Source organism: Neotamlana sargassicola (assembly GCF_020523965.1).
GTDB lineage: Bacteria > Bacteroidota > Bacteroidia > Flavobacteriales > Flavobacteriaceae > Neotamlana > Neotamlana sargassicola.
The window spans coordinates 224,558-241,582 of the sequence record NZ_JAJAPX010000003.1 but is presented as its reverse complement, the minus strand read 5'-3'; the positions used below and the strand labels follow the sequence as shown (position 1 = coordinate 241,582).

General features: G+C 32.9%; 17 protein-coding genes. 8 read left to right on the top strand and 9 right to left on the bottom strand.

What is annotated here, in order from left to right; all coding sequences use genetic code 11:
* Positions 1-61: 61 nt before the first annotated feature.
* The gene (locus tag LG651_RS08980) at positions 62-1,039 is read left to right on the top strand and encodes a YHYH protein (protein ID WP_226695800.1); all 978 of its coding nucleotides are present in this window, start codon (positions 62-64) and stop codon (positions 1,037-1,039) included.
* 68 nt (positions 1,040-1,107) lie between these two features.
* On the opposite strand, the gene LG651_RS08975 is transcribed toward LG651_RS08980, so the two are convergent.
* The gene (locus tag LG651_RS08975; RefSeq protein ID WP_226695799.1) at positions 1,108-1,758 is read right to left on the bottom strand and encodes an SDR family oxidoreductase; all 651 of its coding nucleotides are present in this window, start codon (positions 1,756-1,758) and stop codon (positions 1,108-1,110) included.
* Positions 1,759-2,086: 328 nt separating this feature from the next.
* Between LG651_RS08975 and gcvT the strand changes: the two genes are divergently transcribed.
* From gcvT to LG651_RS08950, 5 genes are all read left to right on the top strand, one after another.
* Entirely contained in the window at positions 2,087-3,169 is a 1,083-nt protein-coding gene (gene gcvT / locus LG651_RS08970) for a glycine cleavage system aminomethyltransferase GcvT (protein ID WP_226695798.1), read from the top strand.
* A complete protein-coding gene (locus LG651_RS08965) occupies positions 3,169-4,083 on the top strand; it encodes a glutaminase (RefSeq protein ID WP_226695797.1) in 915 nt (304 codons plus the stop codon). The genes gcvT and LG651_RS08965 overlap by 1 nt, the downstream gene beginning before the upstream one ends.
* Positions 4,084-4,108: 25 nt before the next feature.
* Positions 4,109-4,933, top strand: coding sequence for a sugar nucleotide-binding protein (locus LG651_RS08960; RefSeq protein WP_226695796.1), 825 nt, complete (start codon positions 4,109-4,111; stop codon positions 4,931-4,933).
* Positions 4,934-4,985: 52 nt separating this feature from the next.
* Positions 4,986-5,276: a 4a-hydroxytetrahydrobiopterin dehydratase gene (locus LG651_RS08955; protein WP_044632046.1), complete on the top strand. Its 291-nt coding sequence runs from the start codon at positions 4,986-4,988 to the stop codon at positions 5,274-5,276.
* Between the two features lie 73 nt (positions 5,277-5,349).
* On the top strand, positions 5,350-6,093 hold the full coding sequence (locus LG651_RS08950) for a YebC/PmpR family DNA-binding transcriptional regulator (RefSeq protein ID WP_226540681.1): 744 nt from the start codon (positions 5,350-5,352) through the stop codon (positions 6,091-6,093).
* A gap of 78 nt (positions 6,094-6,171) precedes the next feature.
* Here the strand turns inward: LG651_RS08950 and LG651_RS08945 are convergent, their stop codons facing one another.
* Positions 6,172-7,206, bottom strand: coding sequence for a hypothetical protein (locus tag LG651_RS08945; RefSeq protein ID WP_226695795.1), 1,035 nt, complete (start codon positions 7,204-7,206; stop codon positions 6,172-6,174).
* A gap of 124 nt (positions 7,207-7,330) precedes the next feature.
* Here LG651_RS08945 and LG651_RS08940 point away from each other — a divergent pair, with 124 nt between their 5' ends.
* Both LG651_RS08940 and LG651_RS08935 read left to right on the top strand, forming a co-directional pair.
* A complete protein-coding gene (locus tag LG651_RS08940) occupies positions 7,331-8,311 on the top strand; it encodes a Gfo/Idh/MocA family protein (RefSeq protein WP_226695794.1) in 981 nt (326 codons plus the stop codon).
* Positions 8,312-8,419: 108 nt separating this feature from the next.
* Complete coding sequence (locus tag LG651_RS08935; protein ID WP_226695793.1) at positions 8,420-11,017, top strand: zinc-dependent metalloprotease; 2,598 nt, start codon at positions 8,420-8,422, stop codon at positions 11,015-11,017.
* Positions 11,018-11,168: 151 nt separating this feature from the next.
* Here the strand turns inward: LG651_RS08935 and LG651_RS08930 are convergent, their stop codons facing one another.
* Genes LG651_RS08930 through LG651_RS08900 form a run of 7 tightly spaced genes read right to left on the bottom strand, consistent with a single transcriptional unit; the run spans position 11,169 to position 16,936 of the window.
* Positions 11,169-11,720, bottom strand: coding sequence for a 1-acyl-sn-glycerol-3-phosphate acyltransferase (locus LG651_RS08930; protein ID WP_226695792.1), 552 nt, complete (start codon positions 11,718-11,720; stop codon positions 11,169-11,171).
* 1 nt (position 11,721) lies between these two features.
* The gene (locus LG651_RS08925; protein ID WP_226695791.1) at positions 11,722-12,804 is read right to left on the bottom strand and encodes an iron-containing alcohol dehydrogenase family protein; all 1,083 of its coding nucleotides are present in this window, start codon (positions 12,802-12,804) and stop codon (positions 11,722-11,724) included.
* 43 nt (positions 12,805-12,847) lie between these two features.
* Positions 12,848-13,465, bottom strand: coding sequence for a CatA-like O-acetyltransferase (locus tag LG651_RS08920; RefSeq protein WP_226695790.1), 618 nt, complete (start codon positions 13,463-13,465; stop codon positions 12,848-12,850).
* Between the two features lies 1 nt (position 13,466).
* Positions 13,467-14,171, bottom strand: a complete 705-nt coding sequence (locus tag LG651_RS08915) for an HAD family hydrolase (protein WP_226695789.1) — start codon at positions 14,169-14,171, stop codon at positions 13,467-13,469.
* Complete coding sequence (gene kdsB, locus LG651_RS08910) at positions 14,162-14,890, bottom strand: 3-deoxy-manno-octulosonate cytidylyltransferase (protein ID WP_226695788.1); 729 nt, start codon at positions 14,888-14,890, stop codon at positions 14,162-14,164. The genes LG651_RS08915 and kdsB overlap by 10 nt, the downstream gene beginning before the upstream one ends.
* 39 nt (positions 14,891-14,929) lie before the next feature.
* Positions 14,930-15,505 carry a DUF4126 domain-containing protein gene (locus LG651_RS08905; protein WP_226695787.1) on the bottom strand — a complete coding sequence of 192 codons (576 nt, stop codon included), beginning with the start codon at positions 15,503-15,505 and terminating at the stop codon, positions 14,930-14,932.
* 3 nt (positions 15,506-15,508) lie between these two features.
* Positions 15,509-16,936: an ATP-dependent DNA helicase gene (locus LG651_RS08900; protein WP_226695786.1), complete on the bottom strand. Its 1,428-nt coding sequence runs from the start codon at positions 16,934-16,936 to the stop codon at positions 15,509-15,511.
* Positions 16,937-17,025: the final 89 nt, after the last annotated feature.

Sequence of the window (17,025 nt, the reverse complement as noted above, 5' to 3'; positions counted from 1 at the left end):
ATAAACCACAAGTTTTTCATTTTTAGTGCATCTTAATTATATCTCAATTAATTAGCTAAAAATGAAAAACTTAATTTTACTTACCTTATTTTCAAGTGCATGTGCATTTTTTTCTTGTAGTGGAGATACTGATAGCACAACAACATCACAAGATAACGAAGTTGATTACGATATTGTTATAGATGCTTCAAGCGATAATTTTACTGGTGTTACAGTAAACATTGTTCCGTGTACACTATCTAATGGTACGGAAACCAATTGCTACGAAATTGTTACAACAAGCGCTCCATCAGATCATGAAATGGGACCTTGGTGTCCAAGCCATATTTCAGATGACGATTCTGCCGGAGGCATTTGGCTAGATAATGGAACTGTTTACGACGTTGATGGTGAATTTGTATCTAATTTAGCCACTTTTTACAACGATAATACTTGGCTAATGTATGATGACAACGGAGATATTTACATCACAGAAACAGAAGAAGATTGCATAAACGCTGCCAACCCAAATGTTGGTGAAGCATATCAAAATTTTTGTGTTGAATGTATTCCATCGTATATAAACGATATAACACAAACTTGGACCATACCAATTACGCCAATTGCACTTACTACAACTTATAGCTTTAATTCTGCACCAGGAGCTACAACAGGACCTTCTACAAGAGGTGTTGCTTTAAACGGTATAGAATTTTCTGCACCCGCACCTGTAAGCAATATTTTAGCGGCATATACTCTAGCCCCTTTCGATGATGCCGGTGGGCATATTAATGTTAATCAAGGCTATCACTATCATGCCGCAACTCAAGACATAGCCGATAGACATGTAATTACACAAACCGACGGGCATGCAGAACTTATTGGCTATGCTATGGACGGTCATGGTATATATGCTAGGTTTGATGAAAATGGCGACGAACCAACCGATTTAGATGAATGCAGAGGGCATTACGACGATATACGTGGTTATCATTATCATGTAGATAATGCTGGAAATAACAACTTTATAAATTGTTTAAAAGGAGCTTATGTTTTATAAATTTTAAAATTAACTATAAAAAAAGCTACCAAAAATGGTAGCTTTTTTTATTTTGCAATGTTTACATTTTAAACTTCAACCTCAGTTAAAGCTAAACCAAAAACAGCCCTTTTAATTGGTGTTGCTCCTTCTAGAATTTCAAAAGTAATATTATTTGGTACATCATCATCCAAACATTGTACTAGGGTTTTAGCCACATCTGCTCTACTAATTTCACCGTGTTTATCAAAATGGTTTTTTAATTCAATTTTACCTGCACCGTCATCATTTTTTAAACTACCTGGGCGCACAATTACATAATTTAAATCACTACTTTTTAAATACTCATCGGCATTATGTTTTGCTTTTAAGTATTCTTGTAATTGTGAATGTGCTTCAGGGTTATCTGCGCCCATAGAGCTAAGCATAACAAACTTGCTTACATTATTTGCTTGTGCAGCATCTATTAACTTTTTAGCTCCTTCTTGGTCTACTCCTATTACATTTTTACCTCCAGAACCTGCTGCAAATACAACTTCATCTATTTGCTTATTAAAAGCTTTTGTTACATCTTGCTCTAGATCGGCCACAACAGTTTGAATACCTTTATCTTTAAAGTACGATACTTGCTCCTGTTTTCGCACCATTGCTATTGGTGTATAATGATCTGATCTATTTAATGAATTTACTATTTGTTTACCGGTGGTGCCATTTGCACCTGCTACTAATATATTTTTCATACTTAAATTTACAAAAAACAACTGGTCTTACCTGTTTCATTTTAAGTGTTTAACGATAGTTTAGCACAAAGTTTAAAAGAAAAGTTAAATGACAAATGCTAATATTTAACTAACCTTTATAGCCTTCCGCGAAAGCGTTATTATAAAATTTCAATACATTTGCTTTTCTTTGAATTATAGAAGACATACTTGTAAGAATTATAAAATTCTTCGGTAATTTTATTGAAGATATTATGTTTTCTTTAAAAAAAGAAATCCTGTTTTAATAGGTATATTAATTGTTGTAATATGCCTAATTGCACTTTATATACTAACAAAAGATTTTTAAATGAAGAATACTGCTCTTACCGAAACTCATACTGCTCTTGGCGCTAAAATGGTTCCTTTTGCGGGGTTTAACATGCCTGTGCAATACGAAGGCGTAAACGCAGAACACGAAACCGTAAGAAATGCCGTTGGCGTGTTTGATGTTAGCCATATGGGCGAATTTTTAATTGAAGGCGAACATGCTCTAGACTTAATACAAAAAGTTACTAGTAACGATGCTTCTAAGTTAACAATTGGTAAAGCACAATACAGTTGTTTACCTAACGATAATGGTGGTATTGTAGACGATTTAATAGTGTATCGCATAAAAGAAAATACCTATTTGCTTGTAGTTAACGCTAGTAATATTGAAAAAGATTGGAACTGGATTTCGAATAAAAATGATGCTGGCGCTACCATGCGCGATTTAAGCGAAGACTATTCTTTACTGGCTATTCAAGGACCAAAAGCGGTTGAAGCCATGCAAAGTTTAACAAGCCACGATTTAGCTAGTATTAAATTTTACAATTTTATAGTTGGTGATTTTGCAGGTATTGAGCATGTTATTATTTCGGCTACTGGATATACTGGTAGTGGTGGTTTCGAAATTTATTGCAAAAACAGTGAGGTAAAACAAATTTGGGACAAAGTTTTTGAAGCCGGCGCAGATTTTGGTATTAAGCCTATTGGTTTAGCTGCTCGCGATACATTAAGACTTGAAATGGGCTATTGCCTTTACGGAAATGATATTGATGATACCACCTCGCCTATTGAAGCTGGTTTAGGATGGATTACAAAGTTTACTAAAGAGTTCACAAATTCTGAAGCCTTAAAAAAGCAAAAAGAAAACGGTGTAGATAAAAAATTAATTGCTTTTGAGTTAGACGAACGCGGTATACCAAGACAAGGTTATGATATTGTAGATGGCAATGGTAATATAATTGGAAATGTAACTTCTGGTACAATGAGCCCTAGTTTAGGTAAAGGTATTGGTTTAGGCTATGTGCCAACAGTTTTTGCCGATGTTAATAGCAAAATTAATATTCAAATTCGTAAAAAAACCATTCCAGCAACGGTTGTAAAACTCCCTTTTTATAAAAATTAATGCGCGACTTTAAATTTATTTTACATTCTATTTACAACGAAGCTATTACCCAAACCGATAAAGGTAAAGTAGCGACTTACATACCCGAATTGGCTAAAATAGATATTGATAATTTTGGTATTTATTTAAAAACCATGACTGGCGAAAATTATGGCGTTGGTGACTTTAATACCCCCTTTTCAATACAAAGTATCTCTAAAGTTTTAGCCTTAGGAAAAGCAATGGAGCTTATTGGAGAATCGGTTTTTAAACGTGTTGATGTGGAGCCTTCTGGCCACCCATTTAATCAACTAGCCTTGTTAGAGGTTGAGAATGGTATTCCAAGAAATCCGTTTATAAATTCTGGAGCTATTGTTATCGCAGATATTTTAATTTCTAATTTAAAAAACCCTAAGACCGATTTTTTAAATTATGTACGAGATTTATGTGGCGATAAAAATATAAACTATAACACTGCTGTAGCTAAATCTGAAAAAGATACGGGCTTTAAAAATTTTGCTGCTGCAAACCTTTTAAAATCCTTTAAAAACCTTGATAATGACGTTGAAGAAGTTTTAGATTTCTATTTTCATCAATGTTCTATAGAAATGACTTGCAGTCAACTATCTAACGTATTTTATTTTTTAGCTAACGATGGTTACTGTATTAATAAAAAGCTACATTTAAGTAACTCGCAAGTAAAACGTATTAATGCTTTAATGTTAACCTGCGGTTTTTATGATGAAGCTGGAGAATTTGCCTTCGAGGTTGGCTTACCCGGTAAAAGTGGTGTTGGCGGTGGCATTGTTGCCCTTCTACCCGATCATTTTATTATTACAACTTGGGCCCCCGGACTCAATAAAAAAGGGAATTCGTTGTTAGGTATGAAAGCATTAGAGCAATTTACGACCAAAACAAACCTATCTATCTTTTAATTTCATTAAAAACTAATTATTACTTATGCCTGAAATAAAACATAACATATTAATTCTTGGTGGCAGTGGCTTTTTAGGTTATGCCATTTACAGGGAGTTATGTTCTTATTTTAACACATTTGCAACATACAATTTTAACAAGAGCTTCGAAAAAAACCATCATTTTTTTGAATACAACTTTGCAGAAGATGATATTTACGAAATTCTAGATATTGTAAAACCAACTATAATTATTTCGGCCTTACGTGGCGATTTTTCAAAACAAGTTATGCTTCATAGGCATTTAAGCGATTATATTTTAGATAATGATACCAAACTCATCTTTTTATCGTCTGCCAATGTTTTTGATGCTTATAGTAAATTCCCAAGTTACGAACAAGATAAAACCTTAAGCAACAGTGTTTACGGCCATTTTAAGATAAAAATTGAGAATATGCTTTTACGCTTACCTCAAAAAAAAGTATGTATTTTAAGATTACCAATGGTTTTTGGTTCGCAATCACCACGAATACTAGAAATAATTGATTTTATAAAGGCTAAAGAACCTATCGAGATTTTCCCAAATTTAATAATGAATGTTAATACAGAAAGTAAAATTACACAACAAATTCATTATATAATTAACAGAAATAAATTTGGTATTTTTCATCTGGGCAGCAGTGATTTAGTTCATCACGACGATTTTATTAAAGAAATTACAAGTAAATTAGGTTTAACAGAAAAAGCGCTTTTTAAAAGAGTTTACACAACTAATAACGACCGTTATTTAGCAGTGCTTCCAAAGTACAATTTACTCCCAAAAAACTTAAACATTTTAAGCGACGAAATTCTGGGTGAAATAAAAGTTTAACTTGATTATAAATAGCTAAATCTGTACATTTAAAAAAAAATTAAATTTATTTATGAGCGTTTTAACCCAAGAAGAAATAGAGACTAAATTACTACGTTTTCCCGAATGGGAATATTACGACAATGCATTACATGCAGAGTTTGAATTTGAGAATTTTAAAGATTGTTTTAGCGCAATGAGTCGCATTGCATTCGAGTGCGAAGCTTTAAACCATCATCCAAATTGGAGCAATACTTATAACGTTTTAACTATTTCATTATCAACACACGATGCTGGTGGTGTTACCAATAAAGATTTTAAATTGGCCGAAGCCATAGAACACATTGTAGAACCCGAGGAATAATTTGTTTTTAAACATCAGGTTATTAACTTTGTTCGATTAAAATATCACCTTAAAAAATTAAATATATAGAATTATGGGAAGAGCTTTTGAGTTTAGAAAAGCAAGAAAAATGAAACGTTGGTCTGCCATGAGTAAAGCCTTTACTCGCATAGGTAAAGACATTGTAATGGCAGTTAAAGAAGGTGGCCCAGACCCAGATAGCAATTCTAGATTAAGAGCAGTAATACAGAATGCCAAGTCTGTAAACATGCCTAAAGACAATATTGAGCGTGCCATAAAACGCGCTAGCGATAAAAGTCAAGGCGATTATAAAGAAGTCCTTTTTGAAGGTTACGCACAACATGGCATAGCTATTTTAGTTGAAACAGCTACAGATAATAATACAAGAACAGTTGCTAATGTACGTAGCTATTTTAATAAATGTGATGGTAGTTTAGGCACGTCAGGTTCGGTTGTTTTTATGTTCGATCACACTTGTAATTTTAAAATTAAGGGTGAAGGCATGGATTTAGAAGAACTAGAACTAGAACTTATTGATTTTGGTGTTGAAGAAATATTTGAAGACACCGACGAAGATGCTGACGGAAATGAAGTTAACAGCGTAATGATATATGCGCCTTTTGAAAGTTTTGGAAAAATTCAAGCCTATTTAGAAGAAAATAATATTGAAATTTTATCGTCAGGTTTCGAACGTATTCCACAAGTAACAAAAACACTTAACGCAGAACAAGTTGCCGATGTAGAAAAACTAATTGAAAAACTTGAAGAAGACGATGATGTACAAAACGTATATCATACCATGCAAGAAGCAGAATAAAATATTAAACAAGTAAAAACTAAAAAAGCGGTTAGCAAAAAAAATGCTAACCGCTTTTTATAATTAATAATGTTTTTATTAATATTTAACTAAATAAACCGAAGAAGCCGAAGCTAAATCGTAGTTAAGTACTGGCGCAATATTGCCACCACTTCCAATGTTATTAAATGCTAAAATTCTTCCGCCGTTATTTCCAGCTTCAGCTATGTAAACCGTTTCGGTTGCATTATCAAAAGCCACATCAACAGGGTTTCCTAACATGGTTTCACTACCTGCAACACGAATTTGATCTGTTAAAGCTAAAGTACCACCATCGGTTGTACTACTAAATTTAGTCATAAAATTAGTTATTACATGAAAACCACCATCATCTTGACCATTTGTGGCTTCTGCAATATCGGTTAAAATCATGGTATCAGACGTGGCATCGTACGTTAAACCGTGTGTTCTTACTAAGCCTTCAATAGCAATAGTTTTCGTTGCAGAAACTGCAGCATCGGTAGTGTTCGATAAAAAGTCTGTATAAACGGCTAGTTCATTTGTTGTGTCAACAATGGCATATAAATCGTCTCCTTCAAAAATAATTCCCCAAAGTTTAAAATCGGTTGTAATTACATTTCTTAAAGTAAAACTACTTCCGGTATTCTCGTAAATATATAAACGTCCATCTGCAGTATCTGGATCGCCATCTACATCGGCATTATCGGCAACTACATAAAAATCACCATTTACAGCCAGTTCACGAGGGCTCGTCATATCGGTACTTCCCGCTATACTTACAGAAATAGAAGTACCAGAACTACTCATTGAAGTGTTTGTGTATGCTTCTAATGCAAAATTGCTTCTTGAAGCTTGAACAATTACATCTTCATCTGGGTTATAATATATACCATCAGCAGCTGTAGACGACGTTAAAAGTGCCGTCGTTGTAACATCGCTCATATCGGTAACATTATAATATGTAATATCGCCATTAGCATTGTTTGATGTATACAAATATGTTCCTGTTCCTGTGTCGTTATCCAAATTGTCGTCATTGTCTTCACACGACATTAAAAAAATACTTGAGATAACTGTAATCGACAATAATTTTGCTAGGTTTAATCGTTTCATAATATATTTTGTTTTCAATTTACACTACCTACGAAGTTTTTATTTATGCGGTTTTAAAATTTTATACTTTTTTTTAATTAGAAATTATATTTTTGAAAATATTGATAGAAAAACGAGGCAAATCATGCAAAATGCACAAATTAATTGGGGAATAATAGGTTGTGGCGACGTTACGGAAGTAAAAAGCGGACCTGCTTACAAAAAGGTTGAAGGTTTTAACCTTCATGCTGTTATGCGTCGCGATGAAACCAAATTATTGGATTACGCCAAACGCCATAACATAAAAAAAACGTACACCAATGCTAACGATTTAATTAATGATGCTAGCATTGATGCTGTATACATTGCAACACCTCCAGATACACATAAATACTATGCTTTAAAAGTTGCTGCTGCTGGAAAACCTTGCTGTATTGAAAAACCAATAACTCCATCTTATAAAGAAGCACTTGCCATAATTGAAGCATTTGAAACTAATAATTTACCCTTATTTGTGGCCTATTACAGAAGATCTTTACCGCGCTTCTTAAAAATAAAGGAATGGCTTGAAGCCAAATATATAGGTGATGTTAGGCATATTTCGTCACACTTAAGCAAGCCACCTAACGAAACCGATTTATCGGGTAATTACAATTGGAGAACCGACAAAAACATTGCTCCTGCTGGATATTTTGACGATTTAGCTAGCCATGAATTAGATTTATTTACATATTTACTAGGCGATATTACTATTGCAAAAGGTATTGCCACAAACCAGCAAAACTTGTACACCGCCTTAGATGCTGTAATGGCATCATGGATTCATAAAAATGGAATAACAGGTAATGGAACTTGGAATTTTGGATGCAATGATCATGTAGATAAAAAAGTAATTTACGGCACAAAAGGCACTATTGAATTTTCTGTATTTCATGAAAATCCAATCATTTTAAAATCTGAAACAAAAAATGAGGAGCTTTTCATTGAAAATCCAAAGCATATACAATGGCATCATGTGCAATTAATGCGAGATGATTTATTAAGCCAAAAACAAAATCATCCTTCTACAGGTAAAAGCGCATTGCATACCAGTTGGGTTATGGACAGTATTTTAGGAAATATTTAGTAAAACAATAATATTTAACTTTTTATTGAATAGAAAAAAAGTAAATATTTAATACATTTACTGAATTAAATTCAATGAGAATTGATTTTTTCTCTAAAAAATGTATTAATGAAACTAAAAAACCAAAACCTTAAGTTTTTATCTGTGCTATTTTTAGCCTGTACTTTATTTTATGTTCCTAATTTTGAAGCACAAAATAAAAAGAAGAAAAAAAATAAAAATAAAACAGAAACAGAAGCACCTGCTGCAAAAAAATCAAAAGAAAAAACAATTACAGATTTAGTAAAATCTAGTAAAAAGATTGACGGATTATTCCCGGTTTACCAAGATACCATTTCGGGTTCGTTACAAATGCTAATTTCTGAAGATCAAATAGGTAAAGAATACATATATTTTAGCCAAATAGCCGATGGCGTAATGGATGCTGGTCGAATTAACAGAGGTTCTTACCGTGGGTCAAAAGTATTTAAAATAGAAAAATATTTCAATAAAATTGAGTTTGTAACTCAAAACACCTCATTCTATTTCGATCCAGAAAGCCCTTTAGCCAAATCGAAAGATGCCAATACAAGTCAAGGTAATATGGCTAGCTTAAAAATTGAAGCTTACGATAAAAAAGACAGTTTATACTTAATTAAAGCAGATGATTTGTTTTTAAAAGAAACATTCGCACAAATAAAACCTTCAAATCGTCCAGGAACTCCGCCTACTTCATTTAAACTAGGAAATTTAGATAAAGGTAAATCTAAAATAAGAAGCATAAAAAACTATCCTGAAAATACTAATTTGGAAGTTGAATATGTATACTCATCGCCTTCAGTATTAAATAGCGGCTCGAGTGCTGTTTCAGATGGACGAAATGTAAGCATTAAAGTATTTCATAGTTTAATTGAAATGCCTAAAAACGATTATGAAATTTTATTAGACGACCCTCGGGTTGGATATTTTACTACACAAGTTGAAGATCAAACGTCAACATCATCAACACCTTACCGCGATTTAGTTCATCGTTGGCATCTTGTAAAAAAGAATCCGGAATTGGCTATTTCAGAACCTGTTGAACCAATAACTTGGTGGATTGAAAACTCAACACCTTTAGAATGGAGAGAAACTATAAAACAAGGCGTTTTACAATGGAATACTGCATTTGAAAAAGCAGGATTTAAAAATGCTATGGTAGTTAAAATTCAACCAGATGATGCCGATTGGGATGCTGGAGATATTCGCTATAATGTTTTACGTTGGACTTCATCTCCTCGTCCTCCTTTTGGTGGTTACGGCCCAAGTTTTGTAAACCCAAAAACAGGTCAAATTTTAGGAGCCGATATTATGTTAGAATTTGTTCACTTTACAAACCGTGTGTTTTACGATAAATTATACAATTTAGCAGCAGAAAATGAATATTTTGAGCATGAACATGCCAATGAAAACGATTATAAGTATTGCTCATTAGGGCACTTAATGCACCAAGATGTTATGTTTGCAAATGCGGTAGCTTCTGCCACAGGAGCTTCCGATTTAGAGATGGAGCGCATTAAAAAAGAATCGATGACAGCCTTAATTATGCACGAAGTTGGGCATACATTAGGGCTTAACCACAACATGAAAGCGAGTTATTTATACACTCCAGAGCAATTAGCTACGCCAGAATTTATTGAAGGGAAATGTTTAACTGGTTCCGTTATGGATTATGCTACACTTAACATAACTAGAGACAGAAGTAAGCAAGGTCAATACGACGATACGGCTGTAGGTCCTTACGATGTTTGGGCCATTCAATTTGGTTACACACCATTTCAAAACGAAACTGAAAAACAAACCTTATTAAATCAATCTACCAAACCAGAACTTATTTTTGGTAACGATGCTGATGATATGCGATCGCCAGGAAAAGCAATTGACCCTAGGGTAATGACTAACGATCAATCAAACGATCCTATTACCTATTCCATTGATAGAATTGAGCTATCTAACGACTTAATGAAAACGGCAAAACAGCGTTTTATAAAAGATGGTGAATCTTATCAAGAATTAAGACGTGTTTATTATTTACTAAGCAGCCAAAAGGCAGGAGCTGCCAATGTTATTTCAAGACAAATTGGTGGTGTTTATGTAGAACGGGCTATGGCAGGACAAGAAAATGCAAAACAACCTTATACGCCTGTTAGTTTAGAAGACCAAAAAAGAGCTATGGCTGCTTTAAGTAAATATGTTTTTGCGCCTAATGCTTTTGATGCTCCTAATGATTTATATAATTATCTAGCACTTCAACGCCGTGGTTATAACTTTTTTAGAGGTCCTGAAGATCCAAAAATACACGAGCAAGTATTAAGTTACCAAAAAAATGTTTTAAACCATTTATTACATTACAATACCTTACAACGTATCACAGATTCAGAACTTTATGGCAATCAGTATGTTTTATCTAAATTTATGACAGATTTAAATAATGCTATTTTTAAAGCTGATATATACGGAAGTATTAATTCTTTTAGACAAAACTTACAATTAGAATATACCAATATGCTAATTAATATTTTAACTGGTAAGCAAAGCGGAAGCTATACAAATAATGCAAAATCAATGGCTTTGTATAACTTAAAAGCCGTTAGAAACATGGCATCCGCCAGCGGAAATATTTCTACCAAAGCTCATAAACAACACTTAAGAACTTTAATTGATAACGCAATAAAAGAGATAAAGTAAACAAGTTTATATACTGAAAACAAAAAAGCTACTTTTAAAAAGTAGCTTTTTTGTTTTATTCATGTTTCTTTTTATTGACAAATACTTGTTTACTTTATGTTTCACGAATATATATCTATTGTTAAAGACAAAATTAATGCCAAACTATAAACTAATACGAGTATTTATCAACCTTACCTTTTACACCTTTAAAAAAGTTTTCCATAAAAATAAAATCGGCTTCCTTATTTTCTGTTGGATAAAAAGGTTCTGATATCTTGTTTTGTTTATTTTTAAAATCGAAAGTAACCATAATTATGGGTACGTTAGCCATTTTTGCTATGTAATAAAAACCCGAACGCCACTTCTGTACTTTTTTTCTTGTACCTTCGGGAGCTAGAGTAATTCTAAATTCTTCTTTATTTTTAAAAAGTTTAGCCATAGCTTCAACTTTATTTTCATTACTACCTCTATTCACAGGAGTGCCTCCCATGGCTCTAAAAAAAAGTCCAAAAGGAAAAATAAAAAGTTCCTTTTTTCCAACAAAATTTATTTTTATTGCTATTATTGTTCTAAGCAAAACACCAATATAAAAATCGTGCCAACTTGTATGCGGTACAGCAATAATAACGGCCTTTTTAACTTTGTTTTTAGACATATTAGTATTGCCTGCTATTTGCCAACCTAATAGCTTAAAATATATAAATTTTGCCAGTTTTTGCATGCTACATTTTTTCGTAAAGCGAACGTAGCTTTTCTGGAGTAGCTATTGTTTTCCAGTTTTTACCAAGTGCATTTTCCCATAAAGGCTCTAAACCAAGAGCAACTTTTATCATGGTGTTAAATTCGTCTTCAGATAAATTAGCACAAATACCTTCAGGCAATTCAATTTTATGTTTTTCCTTCATTTTTTTAAATAAAGCAACACCTTCTGGATAAAACTCTTCTAAATGGTTAAAAACTATACAATTGCCAATACCATGTTTTACACCTAATAAAAATGCAAGCCCGTAACTTAATGCATGTGCAACACCTACTTGAGAATACGCTATACTCATACCACCGTGCCAAGAAGCCATCATAAGCTTTTCTTGTGCATCAGTTTTTGATAATGTATCATCTAAAAATATTTGCTTACACAACTCGAAAGCCTTTTCGCCGTAACTTTTACTAAATTCATTTAAATAAGTGCCCGTTAATGACTCAACGCAATGGATATAACAATCCATTCCTGTGTAAAACCACTGGTTTTTAGGTACATCTTTTGTTAATTCTGAATCTAGTATAACTTGATCGAAAGGTGTGTAATCTGAATTTATACCTAATTTTTTCTCAGGGCCTGTTAAAACAGTTGTTCGCGAGACTTCGGCTCCCGTACCCGAAATAGTTGGAATACCTACATGATAAATAGCCTGATTTTTTACCAAATCCCAGCCTTGATAATCTTTAGCTTCACCACTATTTGTAAGCATTATAGCAACAGCTTTAGCCATATCTAAAGTTGTGCCACCACCAATTCCAATAATACCTGAAGGGCGCTCTTTAGATTGAACAATTATATCTTCAACCAAAGCATCAACTTGTTCCGTTTTAGGTTCTTCTTTTGTGGGAATAAAAATAATTTTATCGTCGTAGGCTAATTGAATTCTTGACGTTAACCAAGGGTTACCTTTAAAAGCATCGTCTATTAAAAAAACAAAAGGGGCATTTATGTTTTTGCGTTTTGGGGCTAAAACATCATTAATTTGATTAAAACTACCTCTGCCAAAAATAACTCTTGGCACCATTGGAAAGTTCTTATAAGTCATTAATTTTTTATTTTCTAATGGTAAAAATACCATTATTTATTTTTTATTGATTTAAATAGTGTTGAAAATTCTTAGAAAATTCTCCCACGTGATAACCATCAACTAAAGCGTGGTTTACGTGTATAGATACATTCATTATTAATTCTCCGTTTATTTTTTCGGCCTTACCAAAAGCAAATTTTGGGACTGAATCTGGTTTACCTGATACAGGTTGCCTTTCTCCTGTAAAACTAACCCAAGGAATTGCAGATGAATGTATACAATCTAAAGAATTTACTGGTGGAAATAAATTATCCGATGTATTTATTCGTTGTTTTTCGGCTTCAAAGTTTTTAATAAAACCTTTAAAATCTTCATCAAATTTAATAAAAGAAAATCCATAGGTTTTATTTTCACGCATAATTGTTGTTGATCCATGTATAACATCAAATGTTACAACTTTACCCTCAACTATTCTATATTTTAAGTTATCAACTACGTTAACAGCCTTTAAGCAATCGTGATAATACTTTATAAAAAAACTAATGTTGTTGGCTTTAGCAAAACTATAGGCTTTTGTAACATTAAAAGGTATTGTTAAACCAAAATACGGATCGTTAAAGCTTGAAAAATGTTCAAAAACTTGTTTTCGTTCCCAGGTATTTGTGTCAATAATCTTCAAACTAGCCTAATATATTTAATAAATCGGTTAACGAATTTATAGTTTGATATTGCTTACCATTAGTTTCATTTTCTGTGACTTGTTCGTGTGCCCAAGTTGTATGAAATGGAACATGTATAGCTTTTGCCTTTAAATTTACCAATGGTAAAACGTCTGATTTTAAAGAATTTCCAATCATTAAAAACTCTGAAGGTTTAATATCTAAATGATTTAAAAGTTTAGAATAATTTTCCTCTTTTTTCTCACTTAAAACCTCAATGTGATGAAAATACTTTGTTAATCCTGATTTTTCAAGCTTGCGCTCTTGATCTAACAAATCGCCTTTTGTAGCCAAAATTAGTTTGTATTTTTTCGATAGGGTTTTTAAAACTTCCTCTACGCCATCTAGCAATTCTACAGGTTCATTTAACATGGTTTTACCTATGTTTAAAACTGCTTCAATAGTTTTTGGTTTTACATTATAATTTGAAAGTTCCAAAGCGGCTTCAACCATAGATAAAGTAAATGCTTTAACACCGTAACCATAAAGTTCTAGATTTTCAATTTCTTTTTTAAAAAGCTCTTGTTCTAATTTGTTTGGTGTTTCGTATTCCGATAGTAACTGTCCAAATTTGGTTTCGGCATCTCGAAAATACGTTTCGTTTACCCAAAGCGTATCGTCGGCATCAAAACCTATTACTTTTATATTTTTATAATCTATTTCCATTGTTTATTCGCTCTTACTAAATCTTCGGGTGTATCAATTTCTATACCTTCAACGTCGGTTTCTACCATTTTTATACGCTTGCCGTACTCTAAATAACGAAGTTGCTCTAGTTTTTCTGAAGCTTCTAAAGTTTTCATTGGCAGGTTATAAAAATCTAACAAGGCCTGTTTTCTAAAGGCATAAACACCTTTATGTTTAAAATATTTTACATCTACACTTTTATCACGAGGATACGGAATTGGGCTTCGCGAAAAGTATAAGGCAAAATCACTTTGATCGAGAACAACCTTTACCGTGTTTGGGTTATTTATCTCATCTTCATTTGTAATATGCACCATTAATGAAGCTAAATCTACTTCGTTTTTAGAATCATTTTTAAAAACATTAATAAGTTTTTTAAGCGATTCTTCGTCTGTAAAAGGTTCGTCGCCTTGCACATTAACCACAATATCGACATCTAAATGCTCTACCGCTTCAGCAATTCTGTCGCTACCACATTCGTGTTCTTTTATGCTCATTATAGCTTTTCCACCATTATTCACAACCTCATTGTAAATAATATCGCTATCGGTTACCACAAAAACATCATCGAATAAGTTTGTTTTAACAGTCGCTTCATAAGTTCTACGAATTACTGTTTTTCCGCCTAAGTCTTGCATTAATTTCCCTGGAAAGCGCGATGCACTGTACCTTGCAGGAATCATTGAAATAATTTTCATTTGAAATTAAAAAAATTGAACATCAAAAATACTTAATTTTTAAGTGCTTTTAGCAACTGACTTATTAAACTTTTTATAGATTTTATAAATAATGAAGAAAATGAAGGCTACTAAAACTAATGCTAAAAAGGGAAGAAAAATTGAAACTACCGACATAATTGCTGATGTCCCTGTCTCAATTAATGCAACTAAAGGATTTGCTATTCCTGCGGTTGTAGCTGTTGATGCTAAACGTGTTGTTGATGAAGATCCTGCCACAACCGAAGCCGTACCGCCACCAGCAATTATAGCTAATGCCCAAGTGACTACCGGACTTAAATCTGCAACTGTTGATAGCATTACGGCTGTTCCTGCTAAGGCCGCTAAAGGAATGGCTATACTATCTAGCAAATTATCTACATAAGGAATAAAATAGGCAAAAACTTCTACTAAAGTTGCAACGCCGAGTGTTACTAGTGCCGGTGTACTAGCTATCCATTGCCAAGATTCGTTTAATACCCAAGCATCGAAATAGGCCGCTAAACTTAAAGCAAATAATGGTAAAAACACACGAAACCCAACCGAGGCCGATAAACCCACGCCTAAACAAATACTTATTATAGTTTCTGCTGTCATAATTTAATCTTCTTCAAAAAATTCGTTTTTAAAACCTATAAGGTACAATTTTTCTTTGGCACGCGTTACCGCTGTGTACAACCAACGCATATAATCTTTATCTGGGCCATTTGGTAAATATGGTTGCTCTATAAAAACGGTATTCCACTGCCCACCTTGCGATTTATGGCAAGTTATGGCATACGAAAACTTAACTTGTAAGGCATTAAAATATTTATTAGCCTTAACTTTTAAAAACTTTTTATACTTGGCCGTTTCTTCTTCGTAATCTTTCATTACTTCTTGGTATAAGCGATTGGAATCATCGTAAGATAAAGAGGGTGTTTCGGCATCAATAGTATCTAACAGCAAAACCGTTTCAAAAGGTTTCATTTTTGGGTAATCTACCATTCGAATTTTAACTTCAGCAAAGCGAAAACTATAAAGTTCCTTTAGTGCGTAAATTTCTAATACTTCAATAATATCTCCGTTTGCTATAAATCCAGCCTCGGTAGTTGGTTTAATCCAGAAATAATTATTTTTTACTACCATTAAGTAATCGCCAGCAGTTAATTCATTTTCGTTAAATAAAATTCGATTTCTAATTTGTTGATTATACAAATTAGCGCGTTTATTACTTCGAACAATTATAGCGGTATCCTCTTTACCATGGCTGCTATACGCATCGTTAATTGCATCCATAATTTCGTAACCATCTACAAGTCTTATAATATCTTTAAATGGTTTCACATCAAATTTAAAATCTTCAAAAAAATCGTTAGCCAAATGGTCGCGTAATACCGTAGCATTTACTAAAATGCCAGAATCTTGTTCTTGACGTACTACTTCATCTAATTCCATTTTAGTAACGTCTTTATTATAATTTAAGCCTAAAGTATTTTCATTTAAAGCCGGACTTACATCTAATTTTACCGGTGGTAACTGCGCAGTATCTCCAATTAATAAAAGTTTGCATTGATGACCTGAGTATACGTATTGCATTAAATCGTCTAGTAACGAACCGTTTTCGAATAGTTTGGAATCTCCGGGTGTATCAGGTATCATGGAGGCTTCATCAACAATAAATATGGTGTTTTTATGTTTATTAGGTTGCAACACAAACTTAACCCCACCCCCACGTTCTTTTCTTGGAAAATATATTTTTTTATGAATGGTAAATGCTTCCTTACCAGAATAATTAGCAATAACTTTTGCGGCTCTTCCTGTAGGTGCCATTAATACAGCACTTTTTTTTGCTTTCCATAAATTGGTTACAATTGTACCTATAATTGTTGTTTTACCTGTACCTGCGTACCCCTTTAACAGGTACAAATCATCTTTATTTTTGTTAAAAATGAATTCTGAAAGTTGCTGTAAAACAATATCTTGTTTTAACGTGGTTTGAAACGGAAAATGTTGTTTTATAAGCTTATAGAATTCTGGAGCGGTCATTAATCAATATGTACGATTGTAAAATATTCAAAGATATAAATGATTTTTACTACTAGAAGCTTTTACGATTAAAAAAAAATTGTAGATTT